20 protein-coding genes, 2 pseudogenes and 1 riboswitch are annotated in these 17,668 nt (G+C 36.8%); of the genes and pseudogenes, 4 read left to right on the top strand and 18 right to left on the bottom strand.

The features are described from left to right. Positions 1–110 precede the first annotated feature (110 nt). A pseudogene (locus IC621_RS09215) lies at positions 111–1,667 on the top strand (IS3 family transposase). Between the two features lie 163 nt (positions 1,668–1,830). Here IC621_RS09215 and IC621_RS09210 read toward each other — a convergent pair. The 3 genes from IC621_RS09210 to IC621_RS09200 all read right to left on the bottom strand — a co-directional run bounded on the left by IC621_RS09210 (position 1,831) and on the right by IC621_RS09200 (position 5,273). Beyond that, entirely contained in the window at positions 1,831–2,211 is a 381-nt protein-coding gene (locus tag IC621_RS09210; protein WP_191158000.1) for a hypothetical protein, read from the bottom strand. A 660-nt stretch (positions 2,212–2,871) separates the two neighbouring features. Then, positions 2,872–4,209: a polysaccharide biosynthesis protein gene (locus IC621_RS09205; RefSeq protein WP_191157998.1), complete on the bottom strand. Its 1,338-nt coding sequence runs from the start codon at positions 4,207–4,209 to the stop codon at positions 2,872–2,874. Between the two features lie 488 nt (positions 4,210–4,697). Further along, positions 4,698–5,273, bottom strand: a complete 576-nt coding sequence (locus IC621_RS09200) for a cell wall hydrolase (RefSeq protein WP_191157996.1) — start codon at positions 5,271–5,273, stop codon at positions 4,698–4,700. A 322-nt stretch (positions 5,274–5,595) separates the two neighbouring features. On the opposite strand from IC621_RS09200, the gene IC621_RS09195 reads away from it, so the two are divergent. Further along, the gene (locus IC621_RS09195; RefSeq protein ID WP_191157994.1) at positions 5,596–6,090 is read left to right on the top strand and encodes a sigma-70 family RNA polymerase sigma factor; all 495 of its coding nucleotides are present in this window, start codon (positions 5,596–5,598) and stop codon (positions 6,088–6,090) included. A 95-nt stretch (positions 6,091–6,185) separates the two neighbouring features. Here IC621_RS09195 and IC621_RS09190 read toward each other — a convergent pair whose 3' ends face one another. The 3 genes from IC621_RS09190 to IC621_RS09180 form a co-directional block, all read right to left on the bottom strand. Beyond that, positions 6,186–6,380, bottom strand: coding sequence for a hypothetical protein (locus tag IC621_RS09190; protein ID WP_191157992.1), 195 nt, complete (start codon positions 6,378–6,380; stop codon positions 6,186–6,188). A gap of 67 nt (positions 6,381–6,447) precedes the next feature. Next, on the bottom strand, positions 6,448–7,089 hold the full coding sequence (locus IC621_RS09185) for an SDR family oxidoreductase (RefSeq protein WP_191157990.1): 642 nt from the start codon (positions 7,087–7,089) through the stop codon (positions 6,448–6,450). 63 nt (positions 7,090–7,152) lie between these two features. Beyond that, on the bottom strand, positions 7,153–8,004 hold the full coding sequence (locus IC621_RS09180) for a patatin-like phospholipase family protein (RefSeq protein WP_191157988.1): 852 nt from the start codon (positions 8,002–8,004) through the stop codon (positions 7,153–7,155). 233 nt (positions 8,005–8,237) lie between these two features. Here IC621_RS09180 and IC621_RS09175 point away from each other — a divergent pair, with 233 nt between their 5' ends. Then, complete coding sequence (locus IC621_RS09175; RefSeq protein ID WP_191157986.1) at positions 8,238–8,426, top strand: YkvS family protein; 189 nt, start codon at positions 8,238–8,240, stop codon at positions 8,424–8,426. Between the two features lie 780 nt (positions 8,427–9,206). On the opposite strand, the gene IC621_RS09170 is transcribed toward IC621_RS09175, so the two are convergent. Then, positions 9,207–10,004, bottom strand: coding sequence for a peptidoglycan-binding protein (locus IC621_RS09170; RefSeq protein ID WP_396652998.1), 798 nt, complete (start codon positions 10,002–10,004; stop codon positions 9,207–9,209). A 213-nt stretch (positions 10,005–10,217) separates the two neighbouring features. Here IC621_RS09170 and IC621_RS09165 point away from each other — a divergent pair, with 213 nt between their 5' ends. Next, on the top strand, positions 10,218–10,694 hold the full coding sequence (locus IC621_RS09165) for a GNAT family N-acetyltransferase (RefSeq protein ID WP_191157982.1): 477 nt from the start codon (positions 10,218–10,220) through the stop codon (positions 10,692–10,694). Positions 10,695–11,030: 336 nt separating this feature from the next. Here IC621_RS09165 and IC621_RS09160 read toward each other — a convergent pair whose 3' ends face one another. From IC621_RS09160 to IC621_RS09115, 11 genes and pseudogenes are all read right to left on the bottom strand, one after another. Then, positions 11,031–12,020: an LLM class flavin-dependent oxidoreductase gene (locus tag IC621_RS09160; RefSeq protein ID WP_191158025.1), complete on the bottom strand. Its 990-nt coding sequence runs from the start codon at positions 12,018–12,020 to the stop codon at positions 11,031–11,033. Positions 12,021–12,039: 19 nt separating this feature from the next. Continuing rightward, positions 12,040–12,324, bottom strand: a complete 285-nt coding sequence (locus tag IC621_RS09155) for a DUF3219 family protein (protein ID WP_191157980.1) — start codon at positions 12,322–12,324, stop codon at positions 12,040–12,042. Between the two features lie 101 nt (positions 12,325–12,425). Then, positions 12,426–12,540 (bottom strand): annotated as a pseudogene (locus IC621_RS09150) (IS200/IS605 family transposase); the annotation flags it as partial. 284 nt (positions 12,541–12,824) lie between these two features. Further along, positions 12,825–13,322: a preQ(1) synthase gene (gene queF / locus IC621_RS09145; protein ID WP_191157978.1), complete on the bottom strand. Its 498-nt coding sequence runs from the start codon at positions 13,320–13,322 to the stop codon at positions 12,825–12,827. Positions 13,323–13,338: 16 nt separating this feature from the next. Beyond that, positions 13,339–14,067, bottom strand: a complete 729-nt coding sequence (gene queE, locus IC621_RS09140; RefSeq protein WP_191157976.1) for a 7-carboxy-7-deazaguanine synthase QueE — start codon at positions 14,065–14,067, stop codon at positions 13,339–13,341. Beyond that, complete coding sequence (gene queD / locus IC621_RS09135) at positions 14,060–14,503, bottom strand: 6-carboxytetrahydropterin synthase QueD (RefSeq protein WP_191157974.1); 444 nt, start codon at positions 14,501–14,503, stop codon at positions 14,060–14,062. Before queD ends, queE begins: the two co-directional genes overlap by 8 nt. After that, positions 14,500–15,165, bottom strand: coding sequence for a 7-cyano-7-deazaguanine synthase QueC (queC, locus tag IC621_RS09130; protein WP_191157972.1), 666 nt, complete (start codon positions 15,163–15,165; stop codon positions 14,500–14,502). The genes queD and queC overlap by 4 nt, the downstream gene beginning before the upstream one ends. 115 nt (positions 15,166–15,280) lie before the next feature. Beyond that, positions 15,281–15,325: riboswitch (PreQ1 riboswitch) on the bottom strand. A gap of 113 nt (positions 15,326–15,438) precedes the next feature. Beyond that, on the bottom strand, positions 15,439–15,888 hold the full coding sequence (locus IC621_RS09125; protein WP_191157970.1) for a hypothetical protein: 450 nt from the start codon (positions 15,886–15,888) through the stop codon (positions 15,439–15,441). A gap of 15 nt (positions 15,889–15,903) precedes the next feature. Further along, positions 15,904–16,671, bottom strand: coding sequence for a hypothetical protein (locus IC621_RS09120; RefSeq protein ID WP_191157969.1), 768 nt, complete (start codon positions 16,669–16,671; stop codon positions 15,904–15,906). Between the two features lie 131 nt (positions 16,672–16,802). After that, positions 16,803–16,919, bottom strand: coding sequence for a DUF6254 family protein (locus IC621_RS26425; RefSeq protein ID WP_224752425.1), 117 nt, complete (start codon positions 16,917–16,919; stop codon positions 16,803–16,805). Positions 16,920–17,077: 158 nt separating this feature from the next. After that, entirely contained in the window at positions 17,078–17,650 is a 573-nt protein-coding gene (locus IC621_RS09115) for an HAD-IA family hydrolase (RefSeq protein ID WP_191157967.1), read from the bottom strand. Between the last annotated feature and the right edge of the window lie 18 nt (positions 17,651–17,668).

Below are 17,668 nucleotides of genomic sequence, written 5' to 3'. Positions count from 1 at the left end.
TATACTTCCCATAAGATAAGGATTTATGAATTTTCGGATGGTGATATGCTCCCCTATAGGTAGACAGATTAAAAAATAAAAATCTGGCTGCTTATGGGGGAGTATTTATTATGTCCAAAAGACCTTACTCTGCAGAAGAGAAATACGATATATTAAAGGCATTAGATGATCAATATTCAACATATGAACTTGAGTCAAAATATAACGTGCACCATTCAACGATTTTGGACTGGAAACACAAGTATGATAAGTATGGTTTGGAAGGTCTAAAAGAGTCTTCTACTTGGAAAAAGTATCCTAAGGAATTGAAGCTAGCTGCCATTAGAGATTGTCTGTCTGGGAAGTATTCTATGCGTAAGGTTGCTAGATTGTATGAAATATCGGATGCTTCTGTCCTCAGAGGTTGGATAAAGAAGTATAATAGTCATAGAGATTTAAAGGATACGTCACAAGGAAGGACGAGCTCTATGACTAAGGGAAGAAAAACGACTTGGGAAGAACGAATACAAATTGTAATTGATTGCTTGGGGAACGGAAAAGATTATCAAGAAGCAGCTAATACTTATAATGTTTCTTATCAACAAGTCTATCAATGGGTTAAGAAGTATGAAGATGGTGGAGATGAAGCGCTAAAAGATAAACGTGGTAATAAGAAAGAAGAAGCTAGCTTGACTCCAGAAGAGAAAGTCAACCTACAGTTGAAAAAGTTAGAAAGAGAAAATGAACGGTTACGTGCAGAGAATTTATTTTTAAAGAAGTTAGAGGAGATCGAAAGGAGGCGAAAATAAGCCAAATCCGATTTGAGGATAAGTATATCGCTATTCAAGAGCTTCACCAGAATGAAGGCTTAAGCATTAGTTTACTATGTGAAATTGCCGGTATTGCACGATCGGCATACTATAAGTGGATAAATCGTACTCCTTCACCCAGAGAAATACTGAATAAAGAAATCATCAACGAGATGAAAACTCTCCATGAAAAAGTTGATGGCATATTTGGTTATCGTCAAATTACCCTTCACATGAATAGAAAGTTCGAGGAGAAGCTTAATCATAAAAGAATCTATCGGTTGATCAAAGTGGCTGGATTACGCTCTGTCATTCGTGTCAAGAAGAAGCAATATAAACGCTCTACACCTCAACATGTGGCAGACAATATATTAAATCGTGAATTTACAGCCGAAAAACCAAATGAAAAATGGGTAACGGACGTTACAGAATTTAAGTATGGCCAATCGAAAAAGGCTTATTTAAGTGCGATTCGTGATCTTTATGACGGATCCATTATAAGTTATGTTCTAGGACACTCCAATAATAATCAACTTGTATTCAAGACACTTGATCAAGCCACAGTACTATTGAATGGAGAACACCCTCTTATCCATAGTGACCGTGGATTCCAATACACCTCTAAAGGATTCAAACGTAAGATAGATGCGGCAAAGATGATACAAAGCATGTCACGAGTTAAGTCGGTGTATTGATAATGGACCAATGGAGTCTTTTTTTGGAACACTGAAATGTGAGAAGTATTATTTACATAAATATAAGACATTTGAGGAACTTACTACTGGGATAGATGAGTACATCCATTTTTATAATTATGAAAGATACCAAAAAAGATTAAACGGCCATAGCCCTATGGAATATAGAGCTAAAGCCGCTTAAATCACTTTTATTATTTCCACTGTCTACTTGACAGGGGGCAGTTCAATTTTTATATGTTGACTTTATATAACCTAGATATAAATAAATCAATGCTTTTCTTAGTTTGCAATAACTACAAATGAAGGCTGCTCTTATAGAACAAAAGCTGGCCTGAGACGGCTTTTCACATTTTACACGTATCCCAGAGAACATCTCTTTTTTGGTTGCATTTTTTCTGATTTGTTACATAAACTCCTGCTATTTTAAAGCCTTTTCTTTTTAAAAGGCGGATACTTAAATTTTTTTCAAGAGAGCTTTCTGCCACTATAAAAACCTGCTTCTCGGGGATTTCAGGATAATATCTGTGCAAGTATCCAAAAGGGATATGATAAGAATCTTGTACAGTTAAAGCACCATGATGATTGTAATCTCGAACATCTACTATTGGATGTCCAGTCATCTCACATATATTCACACATTTCACGCCTTTTACTGGAATAAACCGCTCATAAATTAAATAGGCAAAAAAGCTGATTAAGATTAAAGGGAGAATATATAATGCCACAATTCTTCCTCCTTTTGTAAAATAGTTGTTTTCACTGCAATGTTGCGAATGATTAAAAATTCTGTCACTTCGAGAGTTAAAGTATCATTTGAGGTGGGATTGGTGAATCACCGATTGCTTTTTTTAGGTCGACAATATGTTTATAGGTTTTTTAAAAGAATAGTCATATATTTTCATAGCTAAAGAAATGAAGAGAATATTTAGAGACAGCTTTTTCGATCTAACCCCTTTTCCCAACCAGGCAACTACAAATATCATTTTATGGAAGGACCTGCTGAAAAGTCAAAGATAATGATTTGACTTTTTGAAAATAGAAAGGGCCCTCTTTACAATGAACGGTTTTATTCAAGTATTCATCACTTTCTCACTTCATTTCAATCACCAAATTTATGCATTTCCTAACCACAATATCTATCTCATAAAAGGGATATTCTTGATACTACGAACTGATCCTTTACCTCCGCAATTCTTGAATAGAAAAAGGGTAGCATACTTATGTAAGTAATGCCACCCTTTGCGTAAAATAAATTGTCCTTTTCTTTTTTATTGAATCTTTATCAAATTCACGTAAAATTTTGTTTAGCTTTTTCTTCATTCCCTCTTCTTTTCTACTTCTTTACGAAATCCTAATCCACTTTTCCGAAAATAACTCTTCCTGCTTTATATTTTATTTATTGACTGATCTTGATTTTTGAATAAGAAAACAGACAAGCCAATCCGCTTACAAATTGTAAAATAGTGCATCAATGTTAAGAGGACGATCCCTGTATTCATTCCTAAAATGATGCCTGTCATTTGAAAATGCTCCATTGAGCCAAGAAAGTACATCATGGCAAATGAAATGATATGTGACCACACAGTGTGGTAAAAAGCATCTTTAACAAGGCCAAGTCCGATCAAGTAAGCTTGCATTGGAATCACAAAAAAGTGAAACAAAAAGTAAGGCCACAGCATTTGCAAATAGAAGGCAGCAGAAGAGGATTGAAAGAACATTTCTGTTAGCGGATGGGCAAAATGAAAGATCAAATATACCGCGGGTATCCCATAAATAAACGTAATCCACATTGCTTGTTGAAGTAATTTTTGAAGTTGAACAAAATCCTTCTTAGCAAAGGCTTCTGATACATTCGGAATTAAGGCTACCATTAGTGAATGTGCGATAAAAGCTGGAAAAAAACCAATTGTTAAAGCTACACCAGCTAGCATTCCATAGTGTTCTACTGCTGCCACACTTGACACACCTGCGGAGATTAACGCAGCTTTTACTAGGAATGGCTGCACAGCGTTTGTTAGAGAATTGAAAATTCGTAATCCTGTAGTAGGTAAAGATACGGACAATAGACTTTTTCTAACTTCTTTAGCAGACAATGAGACAGCATGCTTGCTCCTTATCGCTCTTATCTGCAGCAAATAGTGGCTAAATAAATAGGTACATACAATGAACTCGCTAGCAATTAATGTACTTATGGCAACAAGCAAGGAGGTTTCCATATCAAAATGGATCCATTGATATAGACTAAAAAGGACTAGTAATTGCACCGCTTTTCTTAAAAAATTGGAGGTCGCAATCTTCCCCATTCCTTGTACGCCCATAAAATAGCCTCTGGCAATTGAAGAAAAGGAAATAATCGGGATAAGCAGGAGGACAAGCCATCTCACAAAAGGATGATAATCTGAAAAAACAGGAATGAATGGAACGACTAGAAAGCCTAGTAAAATAAAAACGAACGTTAATTTAATCGTAAATGAAGTTGCATGCTGTAACATACTGTGATGATACTTCTCATCCTTTTCAGCAATATATTTTGAAATAGAAATCGGCATTTCTATGCTTGCAATTACCACTACGAAAAAAATAATTGGCAAAATCGACATATATAAACCCATTCCATGCTCCCCAAGTTCTCTTGCAAGAATGATATTAATAATGAATTCAATACATTCACTTATAAATGCTGCAATCGTAAGCAATAATGTACTTCTGTAAAAAGAATTCATGATGTCTCCCCTTGTCCATTTATGATCTCCTCTAATCATATGAACAAGCCTTCCCAATTATTTTCTTTTTCTCAAGGAAAAAAAGAAAAGAGGTCTATAACCTCTATAAAGTCGGTTGTTTTCGGAAACTTTGTTCTTGAAAAAGAACTTATCTAACGAGAATGATTGTATCCTTTGAGGTGAGAAGAAAGAGGCGGCACTTGAACGTAAAGCACAGAGCGCTAGTGGCGACAACCTTAAGGCAATCCGCCCGAGAAGGTTGTTCTTTAACCTTCTCAGGTCCAGTCTGCCTGCCCTGGACAATGATACCATTCTTTATCACGTTAATCCTTTAATTAACATTCTCGGCCGGATTTACTTGTGACCTAAGGGGAGGTGCAGCCTGTAGATGGAAATTTATATAACTCTTTAACAAATTAACAATTTATTTTTTTAATTAAAAAAGGCCAGACTTTTAAGAAAGTCTGACCATTTCAAGAGATATAGAATTATCTTGCAAAAACGTGATTTCCAATTGTCATTGTTACTTCTCTGGAAAAAATCCAGTCACTTGTTGCTATATCTGGATTATAGAAGTAAACAAGATCACTTTCTTCCATCTGATAGGCTAATGCTTCTTGAACAGCTTTTTTTGATGCTTCATCAGCTGGCTCATGAATGGAGCCGTTTGCAACTGGTTCAAATGCGTTTTCTTGATAAATGACTTCTTCAATTGAATCAGGAAATTGCTCATGCTTTACCCTATTAAGGACCACTGTTGCGACAGCCACTTTTCCTTTATATGGTTCCCCTTTAGCCTCAGCATGCACTATGCGAGCAAGCAAACCCATATCCTGCTCGGAAAGTGATGAGGGGATTATTAGTTTTTCTCCATTAAACATAAAATTCCCGCTAATTTGATTCACCGACTCTATATCTCTCATTGAAACACCATGTTTTTTGCCAATCAGCCAAAGGGTATCCCCTCTTTTTATTTCATATACTTCTTCGGCATGAATCATATTATCTATAGAAAAAAATGAAAAAATCATTGTTATCACACTAACCGTTAGTATCTTTTTCATCTAAACCTCCAGTAATTATCATGCGGTTTTTAAATACAAAGGTTAGGTTAACATTTATCCAAAAAGTATTCATTGTTAAATATATGGCAGGCTTTCCATGGGAATAAATGGAGGTGAAATTGCTTGAAAAAAGAAAGAAATACCCGATTACTTTTGGAAAACTCATAGGTTATATCTGATTTTCAATTAGAAAATTGTTAATTTACAGCGATCTCTTCCAATTATCTCTTCAATAACCAACTTTTACTTCATCCATTCTTTCTTTTTAAGATAAAGCTACCGCGGAATAAATGAAAGAACATGTTCTTTGTTTGGATGGAAAATGAACAACACGTTTAAAGAATTATTAAGTGATTATCAACCGATGATTTATCATATCTTAAAAAAGCTGCATATTTACAAAAATCACGATGAGTTCTATCAAATAGGGATGATTGCATTATGGGAAGCATATCGGCGATATGATCATTTGAAAGGATCTTTCTCCGGATACGCATACTCTACAATTAAGGGGAAAATAATGTATGAAATGACAAAAAGGAATCGTTTTGAACAACACCATTCCTTCGGAGCAGAAGAAACCGAATATGGGAGCGAGGACAGCTCATTAAATAATATAGAATCAATTGAAATGGTAGAAGCAATAGCAGCTGAATTAACAATTAACCAAAAAAAATGGTTTCTTTCTTATGTAATCGAGGGCAAGACCCCAAAAGAAATAGCCATCACCGAAAAAGTTTCAGAATCAGCCGTTAAATCTTGGCGAAGGGATGCATTAAAAAAGATTAGAAAAAACGAAAAGCTTAAGAATACTTGAAATATGATGTCTTCACATTTTTTAAAAAGCAATCGGTTTTTCGCCGATTGCTTCTAGTTTCACATCTCACTTCTCACCTCTAGTACGTACCTTTTCTAACTTCTTGGATTTTCTAAATACCGAAATATAACGCTGCCGCCATGCTGGGCAATTCCGCGGAAATGCTTAAAATCTACACGGTCTACAAGTATTTTTCGAAACGTTAAAAATTGGTCCTTTGACACATGATACTCTTTTAACTCTCCCGATCTCAGCTCGTTTAACACAGTGTTAACTGTTTGTTCATCCAAAAAAACTGCCCCTTCCAAGTCCATATTTCTCTTATTAGTTTACTAAGTTGAGTAGTATCCTGTCTATTTAATATACAAATTTTAAAGCATCATTGATTTCTTCGTTACCTGATAGAATTTCAAATGATTTATTTTTGGTTTCATTTTTTGTTAAAGAAGCGATTAACACTGCTGCTACATCTTCTCTAGGAATAGAACCAGATTTATTAAGATGATGAGATGCTTGTATCTTCCCATTTCCTTTATCATCTGTTAATCTTCCCGGACGAACAATGGTATAAGATAGTTCAGAATTCTGCAGGTACTCATCAGCAATTGCCTTTGCTCGGAAATAATGCTGCATGGAATCTGGCCCTTGTTCCGGGTTATCTGTTCCCATCGAGCTTAACATCACAAAATGCTGAATCCCATGAGCCTTCGCCGAATCAATAACACGTTTAGCCCCTTCCTGATCAACGGAAATCGTTTTATCTGGTCCCGTTTTCGAACCGGAGCCTGCAGCGAAAATGATTGCCTCAGCCTGCTGAACTGCACTACTTACATCCTCTTCAAGATCAGCAAGAACTGGATGACCGCCAATTTGTTTCATATCTTCCTCTTGCTTGGGATTGCGAATCATCGCATATGGTTCATGTTCTCCACTTTTCGCTAGCTGCTCGACGATGAGTTTACCTGTTTTTCCATTTGCACCAACTACTAACACTTTCACATCTATCACCTTCCAAGATAAGTATATGCTCTAACTTTTCCCTTCTGAGATAGAAATAAACTATTAAGACTTAAGCCACTTTTGCAAATTTATATAAATACGTTTCGCATCATTTATTCCAAGCTGATATAAATTTTCCAATTTCTTGGGATTTCGCTCTATTCTCCCTACTCTTAACTGTTCAGAAGGACGAATAATAAAAACATTTCCTTTTCTTTCTTGCTCCAGTAAATATTCCTGGGTAGCATTATAGATTTCATAACGCTGCAATAACACCTCAATCAGCTTCGGATATTCCTTGTAGGCTTTTTTTAAAACCCATGAACCTGATGGCTTCTTTTTTTGAAAGCCACTATTTTTCGTTAGGATAACGACATTTTTCTGATACCCATCCTGTTCCGCCTTTTTCAAAGGAACAGAATCAGAAATTCCTCCATCCATAAGCTTTCTCTGTTTAAATTCCACAACTGGAGCAATAAAGGGCAATGAGCTCGAAGCTCTGATTGCCGTTAATAAATCATTGCTTGTTTCCCACTCATTAAAATAAACAGGCTCTCCTGTCTCAATATCCGTTGTTCCTACGACAAAGGATGAACCTGAATTTCGAAAAGCTTCAAAATCATATGGAACAATTTTATTGGGAATTTCATCAAATAAAAAATCCATTCCAAATAATTGCCTGTATCTTAAATAATTGTTGAATGAAAGATACTTCGGATGTGAAACAAGTTCTATATTTACTTTTTTGTTCCTGCCTTTTTGTTTAGATAAATAAGAGGCAGCCATGCAGGCACCTGCCGAAACCCCTATTAGATAAGGAAAGGACAAGTCATTTTCAAGGAAGTATTCTAAAACTCCGGCAGTATATACTCCCCTCATTCCGCCTCCTTCTAATACTAATCCTGCTTGTACCATTGTTAACTCCTCTACAGTTTTATTTTTTCAATATATCATAAAAAAAGAGAGTTACGACATCATTTTGCTTTGCGTTTTATCAATTTAAGGTTATAATACTAACAAAAATTGATCATTTTTCCTGAAAGCCTTTACTAAAAAATAAAAATATTGCAAAATTACCCTAATAGGTTTTCAGGAATCAAAGCCTTATCAAAGTGCATGGCGGAAAATAGACAAAGGAGAGAGAGGATATGAAAATTGCAAAGGTTGGCAATATAATAGAATTTAGGGATGGCCTTAAAGGGATCGTTGAAAAAGTAAATGAAAACTCAGTTATTGTTGATTTAACATTCATGGATAATTTCCGCGATTTAGAGCTTGATAATCGCACGGTTGTTAATCACAAAAACTATAAAATAGTACAAGAGAAAACAAGCTGAAGGTTGCCTTTGGGCAACCTTTTTAATTTGGATAGACAGGTATTTCAGAAGTGGGTATGCATTTTTGATATATCTCAGAAAATTCGATAATATTTACCGTAACTTTGCTAAATTATTTGTTACTTATTTGATTTAAAATCTCAGTATGCCTTGGTCTATTGGGGACTGCCTTGTTATGAGCGATTCACCTCGTTCTATGAGCGATATGATCACGGCTATGCGCGAAATCTCTCTTCCTATGAGCGATTTCTTTCGGTCTATGAGCGAAACGCGGGAATTGCCCTGTCTATGAGCGATTCACCTGGTTCTATGAGCGATATGATCACGGCTATGCGCGAAATCTCTCTTCCTATGCGCGATTTCTTTCGGTCTATGAGCGAAACGCGGGAATTCCCCTGTCTATGAGCGATTCACCTCGTTCTATGAGCGATATGATCACGGCTATGCGCGAAATCTCTCTTCCTATGAGCGATTTCTTTCGGTCTATGAGCGAAACGCGGGAATTGCCCTGTCTATGAGCGATTCACCTGGTTCTATGAGCGATATGATCACGGCTATGTGCGAAATCTCTCTTCCTATGCGCGATTTCTTTCGGTCTATGTGCGAAACGCCGGGGCTGACTTATATTTGAGCGATTCACCTCTGTTCTATGAGCGATATGATCGAGTCTATACGCAAAATCCACTTTCCTATCCGCGTCCTACACTAAGATCAAAAACCATATATATTCTAATCTATAAAAAAAGAACCAGATACTCAATGTACCTGGTACCGCTCTATTTATTCATAAACTTTCACTTTAACGTTTTTAACTCCCCATTTTTCTGCATCGGACAAGTCGGAGATAAAGACGTCAATTTCATTTCCATCGATTGCACCGCCAATGTCGGCAGCGATTGCTTTTCCATATCCTTCGACCTCTACAGTTGATCCGAGCGGAATGACGTTTGGATCAACTGCAATCACTTTGCCATCAGGATATTTGTTCAAATCGACTCCCATTTTCGTCACCCCGGAGCAGCCTTCACAGCTTGCTGTATAGGCTGTAGCAGAAACGGTCAGCTCTTTCACATTGGATGAAACTTCATTAGATTTTTCATTGAGCTTCTTCAATGTTTGGGCGCCTGCGACTCCGTCGCTAGGAAACCCATGCTGTTCTTGAAAACTTTGAACAGCTTTTTTAGTAGCGTTTCCATAAATACCATCAACAGATCCGGTATATTGATTCCATGCTTTTAATAGTCGTTGAAGTTTTATTACAGGTCTTCCTTGATCCCCATATTTGACCACTTTTAATTTTGAGTATGTTTGAGAACCTGCGATTCCATCTGCCTTTAAGCCGTTTTTGCTTTGAAAGTCTTTTACGGCTTGTTCTGTGATTGTACCGAAATAGCCTGTTGCCTCATGATATGGATAGACACTTTTAGAAAGTAAAGACTCTTGTAATTCGTTGACATCATTATGCCACGTTCCCTTACTTAGCGTAGTATCGCCAAGTGCGGCTTCACTGTGCTTTGGAAAAAAGACAGCAAAACTTAAAGCAAATGCTGCTGCCAGCACGATTATTTTCTTTTTCATTTTGTACATCCTCCCGTGTTATGTAGTAACAATTAAACTATTCGACAAAATTTGCTAGGTTTAAGCGTGCTTACCCAAAAACAAAGCAGATGTCCTATAAATCTGTCATTTTTTTGCACAGAAAATCGACTTTTAAACTAGTAATTTTGCAAGTTTTCCCTTGAATTAAATGGTAAAATAATAAAATAAACCAATTCAAGGAGTTAATCAGCCATGAAAAAATTAGAGGATTTTCATGTAATCGAGAATAATAGCTTACTATTTCGTCCAATAAACGCGGAGGATGCTCCTTTCCTTTTTTCATATTTCTCGGATTTGCGTGCAATGGAGTTCTATGGAATGGCACCCTTTAAAGAAAAAAAGGAAGCTAGTCTTTTAATTGAAAAATTTGCTGAGGGGTTTCAGAAGGGAATAACTTTACGCTGGGGAATTTGCCTAAAAGATACTGGACAGATTGTTGGCACAATCGGGTTTCATTTGTTGAATCATCAGCATCATCGCTGTGAGATCGGGTATGACCTTCACCCTGATTATTGGGGCCAGGGAATTGGAAGCAAAGCGGTTCAAACGATTACAAAATATGGATTCAAAGAGCTAGAGCTTTACCGGATAGGGGCAATCGTACATCCTGATAACAAGAGATCCCAAGGCGTTCTTCTAAAAACGGTTTCCAAAAAGAAGGGTATTTAAAAAACTACCACTACGTAAATGGGATTCTTCAGGATGCCATATTGTTTGCAAAAATTCTAGAGAAATAGGTCCTCCCAATGTTTTATTTGGAACTCATCATCCAAAAAGTTTGTTTTCCAAAGCCAAAGAGGGAAAGCAGCATTCTGTTATTAACTCGCTAATTAAGCCGTCGTTATCAGATGCTAGCGTCTCGGTTTCAAAAGCCAATCCCTTAACCTCTGCTACTTAAGAATTATCATTGTAATCCAATTTTATCATTCGTCAGTTTGTTTCTTCTAAAAGATAAAAATAATAGAAGACATCTGCCTCTTCCTCTTTTAAACCTTATCCAATCTTTTAAAGTATTTGTTCTGCAATTAATTGATACGATTTAAGCCGATCTGTTGGGGAATGGGTAATTGTAACAATCATCATTTCATCTACTTCATATTGCTGCTCGAGTTCAAATAGTTTCTGTCTCACTTCTTTTGGGTTTCCGATAATCATATTCTTTTTCATTTTGTTTAACAGTTCTTTATTATTCAAGAAAAAATGATTTGCTTCTTCAATTGAAGGGACACCTTGGCCGCTTTCACCTTTTTCATTTTGAATTTTCCATAAAAAGGAGCTTCGGGCAATCTCTTCTGCTTTTTCTGTCGTTTCAGCACATAAAGCAGATATAGTTAAAATCGTTTGCGGAATTTGTCCGCTTTTTCGCGGTTTAAATGCTTCATTGTACTTTTTCACAATAGCCTCTCCGTCTTTATCACTCATAAATTGTCCAAATGCATAAGCCATACCATTTTCTGCAGCTAATTTGGCACTTTTTTCACTCGTCCCGAGCAGCCACGGTTCAGGTGCAACAGGCGGCAGTGGAGATGCCGATACTTTGGCGTACGCATGGTCAGCAGGAAAGTCATTTTCTAAAAACTGCAGCAGTTCCTGAACGGATTTCGGCATATTCCAAACTTGTTGTAAAAAATGATCTGAAAGAGCATTCGTTGCTTCTGCGGATCCACCTGGGGCTCGGCCAATTCCTAAATCAATTCGACCGGTAAACAACGTTGCAAGCATATTATATACTTCTGCAATTTTGTATGGCTTATAATGAGGAAGCAAAACGGCTCCTGAACCGATACGAATACGATCCGTTTGTGCACCGATATAGCCAAGCATTACTTCAGGTGCTGAACTAGCAAGCCCCGGCAAGTCATGATGTTCAGCAATCCAGTAACGCGTATAACCTAACTTTTCTCCTTCTTGAGCCAGCTTCAGTGATTCATTTAACGCCTCTTTTGCCGTTTGGCCGGAAGAAATCGGCGATTGATCTAAAATGCTTAACTTCATAACCATTTCTTTTCCTCACTCAATTGTTTACTTCTATTAAAGTTAATTTAAAATCACCAACCTGGTTTTCTTCATATAAATTTGTAACTGAAGTGGAATATTGGTTGATTGTTCCTTCAAAAGACAACTCTCTCTCAGGCACTTTTACATCAAATCTTCCTTTATATAATAATGTCGTTACATCATGATATTCATTGCTTGTTACTTTAAAATCAACTGAGATTTTTTGCAAACCATTTACATTTTCTTCTTTGTAGCTGTTTACCTTGATTACCCGATCGTCTAACAGGACTTCTGTTGGCATGCTAACATCTCCCTTTTCATCTGTATTAAAATGATAGCACTCCGAAATAGGGCGCAGCAAATAAGTTGATTCCCTACTAATTGCACACAGGCAGGCTCTCTAATTGACCGCCCAATTTTCCCATAAACCACTTGTCTTCTATAACTTCGGTGCAAAGGCTATGTGGGACTTACAATTCCAAGTAGTGTGTGCTAAACGATTAGTGTCTTTTGACATAAAAACTCCTCCGATTGCAGAATTTTGGTTGGCGAACCAAAATAATTTTAGCACCTCGGAAGAGTTTTTTACTACCACGCTGAAAGTTTTTAGAACACTAGACGTAAGGTTTTCATTTCCAATCAAAATAGGCAAGTTAATGCCTGCTTGTCTATTATTAGCCAATTCATCAACATTGCAACCCAGTTTCTTGACATTTCACTATCACACTACAATTCACACCATACTGTGACATGTCTCACACTCTTATTATAATTTCACCTTTTCACATCATACTTCTCACTTCACCGATTATCAACCGTCTCAGGATACAAATCATGATTCATCAATCGATAATCAGCCATCTTTTCATACTTCGTGCCTGGTTTGCCGTAATTACAGTAAGGGTCGATTGATATTCCTCCACGTGGCGTAAACTTGCCCCACACCTCAATATAACGGGGGTCCATAAGCTTAATCAGGTCATTCATAATGATATTCATGCAATCTTCATGAAAATCGCCGTGGTTACGAAAGCTGAATAAATAGAGTTTTAGTGATTTGCTTTCGACCATTAATTTATCAGGGATATAACTGATATAAATTGTTGCGAAGTCCGGTTGGCTTGTCATTGGACATAAGCTAGTAAACTCTGGACAATTGAATTTTACAAAATAATCGCGGTTTGGATGCTTATTTTCAAATACTTCCAACACATCTGGTGAATAGTCAAATACATAGTTATTCCCCTGATTACCTAACAATGTAACTCCTTCTAATTCATGATCCTGTCTTCCAGCCATTCTTGCAGCTCCTCCTTTAAACACCGCGTTTATTGCCCCATACTAATGTGTGAAGCTGAGGCAATACGCGGGCATTATTGAATTCTTTTGCGTTCGTCACTTTTTCAATTAACCACTCATAGCGAGTAAGCAACTTAGATACAAGCTTTTGATCATTGCTCTCGTCCACATCCTCATTGCCTACTTGCAGATAAAAAGGGATTGACGGGTACCGTTTATGAACGAATGCTGCATAGTCTAGATCTGCTTCATCAAAAATAACAACTTTTAAACTTACATGACTTAGTCTATTTGCTTTTGAAAGCGACTCGAAAATCGTGTCTAACATCTCGAAATTTGTTTTCATTTGAGAGCTTGGCGGCTTTGGAGATATCGTTAAATCATCTATCTCTACAAACCATTCCTGATAACGGCTCCCTTGTGTTTCGATTGCTACTTTCTTATTTTTCTCTTTTAAAATAGAGATCAATTGATCCAAGTTTTTTAATAAGGCAGGATTACCTCCAGAGATGGTAACGTGGGAAAAATAATCACCGCCTATTTCTTCAAGCTTATTCCATATTTCTTCAGGACTCATTTGGATGATGTCTTCTTTGGCTGAACCGTCCCAAGTAAAAGCCGAATCACACCAGCTGCATGAATAGTCACAACCCGCTGTTCTCACAAACATTGTTTTTCGGCCGATCACCATTCCCTCTCCTTGAATAGTTGGACCAAAAATCTCAAGCACAGGCAGCTTAATCATTCTTCTTCACCTGCTTTGGCCTATAAACAACATAGCTTGTTGGAGTTTCTCTAACAAAAACCTGCAGGCATTTAGGTTTGTGCGGTAATTGATCCAGATCGTTTTGAATGATTTCATAGATTTTGCGGGCAACAACCTCAGTCGTTGGGAAGCTGTCCGGACCATCTTTAGGGAAAACCTCAAGATGATCGTTCAAAACAGTATGATCAAATTTCCCATGTACCAGGTTTTTTAACTGTTTAAAATTCACCAAAAATCCGGACTTATCAAGGTCATCACCTGCAATCGTTACATTAATAAAATAGGTGTGGCCATGCAATTCCCTGCATTTTCCTGCGTCTTCATGCGGTATATAATGTGCCGCTGAAAGGTGCATATCTTTATTTAACTCATATTGATAAGGGTGAATCACCTGAGGATATATTTGCTGAATCATTTAGAACCTCCCCCTTCTATGGAAGATAAATAATCATCTAACCCTCGTTTGCGAAGTACACATGCCGGACATTCCCCGCAGCCATCAGCCACAACACCGTTATAGCAGGTCAACGTCTTATCCTTTACAAAATTAAGGACTCCTAGTTCATCTGCAAGCTTCCACGTTTCCGCTTTATTTAACCACATAAGCGGTGTATGAATGACTATACTAGTATCCATCGCAAGGTTCACAGTCACATTGCAAGACTTCACAAAATCATCTCTGCAATCTGGATAACCGCTGAAATCTGTTTCACAAACTCCAGTAATAATATGTTTTGCTCCTACCTGATGGGCTAGTATCGAGGCAAAAGATAAAAACACTAGGTTTCTGCCAGGTACAAAGGTAGAAGGCAATTCACCATCTTTATGGTCAATAGCAATTTCATTTCTTGTCAAAGCATTTGGAGCCAGCTGATTCAAAAGCGACATATCTAACAGATGATGCTTTAAACCAAGCTCACTTGCAATGCTCTTCGCCACATCAATTTCTAATTTGTGCCGTTGATTATAATTGAATGTGACAGCTTCTACTTCTTTAAACTGTTTTAAAGCCCAGAATAAACACGTTGTACTATCTTGACCGCCGCTGAAAACGACGATTGCTTTATCATTACGCATTTCATAATCTCTCCTTAAGCAAGGTAACCCCATAAAAAAAACCCCATTAAATTATGAGGTATCTAGCAAAAATAAAATCATACTAAATAAAAAAACTATATCCAAGGAATATAGTTTGTCCTTAGTTTTTTATAGAGGGTTGTGCTAGAACCTCTCCCATACGAGTACGGATTTCTATTTAATTCATAACTCTCATTACTATAGCATGTTTTTCTTTCGGTGCCAATAAGGTTTTAGAGGGAAGTGTATTGGATAGGAAATTTTGATAAATCGTTAACTTTTATTTAGTTTACCTACTGCAAGTACATCATGATTCCATAGGATTGGCTCTATGATTTGAAGCATATCTTTAGAGCAATGAATCATGACGACAACCTCTCCTTTACTGGTGTGATGAGGTTTTTTGGTCTTCATTTTTTTAATAATAAAAACTAGGAAAACGCCTAATAATATACCAAAAATTAAGCCGAATGACCCCCATGCAATTGGTCCGAGTCTTAAGTTCAATCCATATATCGTTCCTAACAGCATAAAAATCGAGCCAAACACAGCTGCAAGATCAATAAATCCTACCCCTGGACTGTTCGGCAATTTACTGTTGCTTCCTTTAACCTCTGAAAGGGGAATAACAAGGATCTGTTGTTTCGTAAATCCATTTTCCTCTATCTCTTTCAAAAAAATTTCTAATGTCGAGGAGTAAGAAAAAGTGGCTACAATGTACATTGAATCACACCTTCATTAAATCGGCATTTTAAAGGAATCACTTTGATACTCTTTCTGCAGGAATTTTGCTTGTTCGTAATCAAAAAGTTTATTGCATTCTTTACAGGTTTTATAAGAGTCATAAGTAATAAATATGTACAAGGATGGGATAAATAAAAACCATTGAGGGTTCACAACCGTAGGAATGACAGCAAATTTCCCCAAAATGGTATTTACCAACGCCCTATAAAAACCAGCAAAATAACTTATGAAAACCCATACTCCCAAATTAAAAAAAATGGCTAAAACACGGTTCACATAAAAGTGACCTAAACCTGGAGTAAGAACTGACCAAAACATTGCAAGATGGGGTTTTCTTTTCTCAAGTATATTTATTTCCAAGCCTGAAAGGTAATGTAATTTCATCTGCAGACCTTCAGAATATGCTAGTGTAAAATAATGATTATATTCAACTGCTCTCCGATGACTGTCCCAAATTTGAAAAACATATACGGTAATATAAACCACCATCCACTCTTCGTTAAGCACCTCTTTTGCTGCTTCTGCTTGTCCGATCATACTAAAATAAATCGCATGATTCAAATGGGCTAAACTGTTTATAAGAACCTCCCATACCATCAATAAAAATCCGGAAAAATATTTCCCTAACATATAATGTCCAAATCCAGGGAAAGCAGCAGACCACCATGACACAATCCAAGGATTGCGGGGATAAAAGATGTTTGTAGAGTAAGGAGTATGGAAGACAGCATATCGTCTTATAGAGTGTGTAGGATTTTTCAATAAGGTCACTTCTTTACAGGTAAGGTTATTGTTAGGATGAGAAATTTTCAATAAATTATACGACTTGCAAACAAAAAAAGGAAACTCAATTGGTCTGGTCAATACCAATAAGTTATCCTCTTTTCTGAAGCCTACTTTTTTGTTGTTTCATTTGATAATTCTTTAAAAGATTTGACCTTTCCATGTGGGTTTTGTGACTCTTTTCGCACAGTCCACTGTCTTTCTTGCTGGCTTTTATTCTGTGTCATAGCGACTACTCCTTCACAAATGATTCAGTGATTATCATTTCCGTAGATCGCTGTTTTCATTCGTTTATTCTAGTGTTTGCTTTCAGCCTGGTACTTCTAATAAAATAAAGTGAACATTCAAACAGCGAGGGTTAACTCAGTTAGTTGTAGGAAATAACTTATTTCCACGTTTCATTTAGAACGTCAAAAAATCGCTTATAATCATCAACATAAAAATCTGCACCTTGCTCATTATTCTGAAAAAGACATGTTTTGATGCCTAGTTCTTTTCCTGGTAAAATATCGAGCAAACGATCACCAATGACAAGGTCAATGTGATGTTTATGATGTAAATATTGATATGCTTTGCAATTAGGTTTTCTAGGATAACCATGATCTCCTGCTATGATATCTGAAAAATAATCGTTCCATTTATAATAATCCAAGATCGTTTTGACCTCGTTAAAGGGCTTATGAGTCATGATGACGTTCACACGGGCCTTTTTTAAAATCTCTTCTACAAAAGGGAACGGCTTTTTATATTTGGGAGAGATTGCGGTTTCAATTGCTTTAAATTCGGTTATCTGTTGTTGGGACAAATGAAATTCTTTCGCAGCATAGGAAAAGGATACTTTAAGTTTTTGCTCTATCTCTTTTTTATCTACTTTTCCTGATAATAGTTTGTCCATTGCTTCAATGAATGCAGGATATGTATTGAATAATGTACCGTCAAAATCCCACAAAATATGCATCCTGTATTTTTTCACTCC

Origin of the sequence: Metabacillus arenae (genome assembly GCF_014773385.1) — a bacterium.
GTDB lineage: Bacteria > Bacillota > Bacilli > Bacillales > Bacillaceae > Metabacillus_D > Metabacillus_D arenae.
Note: the sequence above shows the minus strand (reverse complement) of the source record. Positions and strands in the feature narration are given on the sequence as shown.

Excerpts from the sequence above, each read along its gene's own strand:
- IC621_RS09205 (WP_191157998.1), bottom strand. The coding sequence starts at position 4,209 with ATGAATTCTTTTTACAGAAGTACATTATTGCTTACGATTGCAGCATTT.
- IC621_RS09200 (WP_191157996.1), bottom strand. The coding sequence starts at position 5,273 with ATGAAAAAGATACTAACGGTTAGTGTGATAACAATGATTTTTTCATTT.
- IC621_RS09195 (WP_191157994.1), top strand. The coding sequence starts at position 5,596 with ATGAACAACACGTTTAAAGAATTATTAAGTGATTATCAACCGATGATT.
- IC621_RS09180 (WP_191157988.1), bottom strand. The coding sequence starts at position 8,004 with ATGGTACAAGCAGGATTAGTATTAGAAGGAGGCGGAATGAGGGGAGTA.
- IC621_RS09175 (WP_191157986.1), top strand. The coding sequence starts at position 8,238 with ATGAAAATTGCAAAGGTTGGCAATATAATAGAATTTAGGGATGGCCTT.
- IC621_RS09170 (WP_396652998.1), bottom strand. The coding sequence starts at position 10,004 with ATGAAAAAGAAAATAATCGTGCTGGCAGCAGCATTTGCTTTAAGTTTT.
- IC621_RS09165 (WP_191157982.1), top strand. The coding sequence starts at position 10,218 with ATGAAAAAATTAGAGGATTTTCATGTAATCGAGAATAATAGCTTACTA.
- IC621_RS09160 (WP_191158025.1), bottom strand. The coding sequence starts at position 12,020 with ATGAAGTTAAGCATTTTAGATCAATCGCCGATTTCTTCCGGCCAAACG.
- IC621_RS09155 (WP_191157980.1), bottom strand. The coding sequence starts at position 12,324 with ATGCCAACAGAAGTCCTGTTAGACGATCGGGTAATCAAGGTAAACAGC.
- queF (WP_191157978.1), bottom strand. The coding sequence starts at position 13,322 with ATGGCTGGAAGACAGGATCATGAATTAGAAGGAGTTACATTGTTAGGT.
- queE (WP_191157976.1), bottom strand. The coding sequence starts at position 14,067 with ATGATTAAGCTGCCTGTGCTTGAGATTTTTGGTCCAACTATTCAAGGA.
- queD (WP_191157974.1), bottom strand. The coding sequence starts at position 14,503 with ATGATTCAGCAAATATATCCTCAGGTGATTCACCCTTATCAATATGAG.
- queC (WP_191157972.1), bottom strand. The coding sequence starts at position 15,165 with ATGCGTAATGATAAAGCAATCGTCGTTTTCAGCGGCGGTCAAGATAGT.
- IC621_RS09125 (WP_191157970.1), bottom strand. The coding sequence starts at position 15,888 with ATGTACATTGTAGCCACTTTTTCTTACTCCTCGACATTAGAAATTTTT.
- IC621_RS26425 (WP_224752425.1), bottom strand. The coding sequence starts at position 16,919 with ATGACACAGAATAAAAGCCAGCAAGAAAGACAGTGGACTGTGCGAAAA.
- IC621_RS09115 (WP_191157967.1), bottom strand. The coding sequence starts at position 17,650 with ATGCATATTTTGTGGGATTTTGACGGTACATTATTCAATACATATCCT.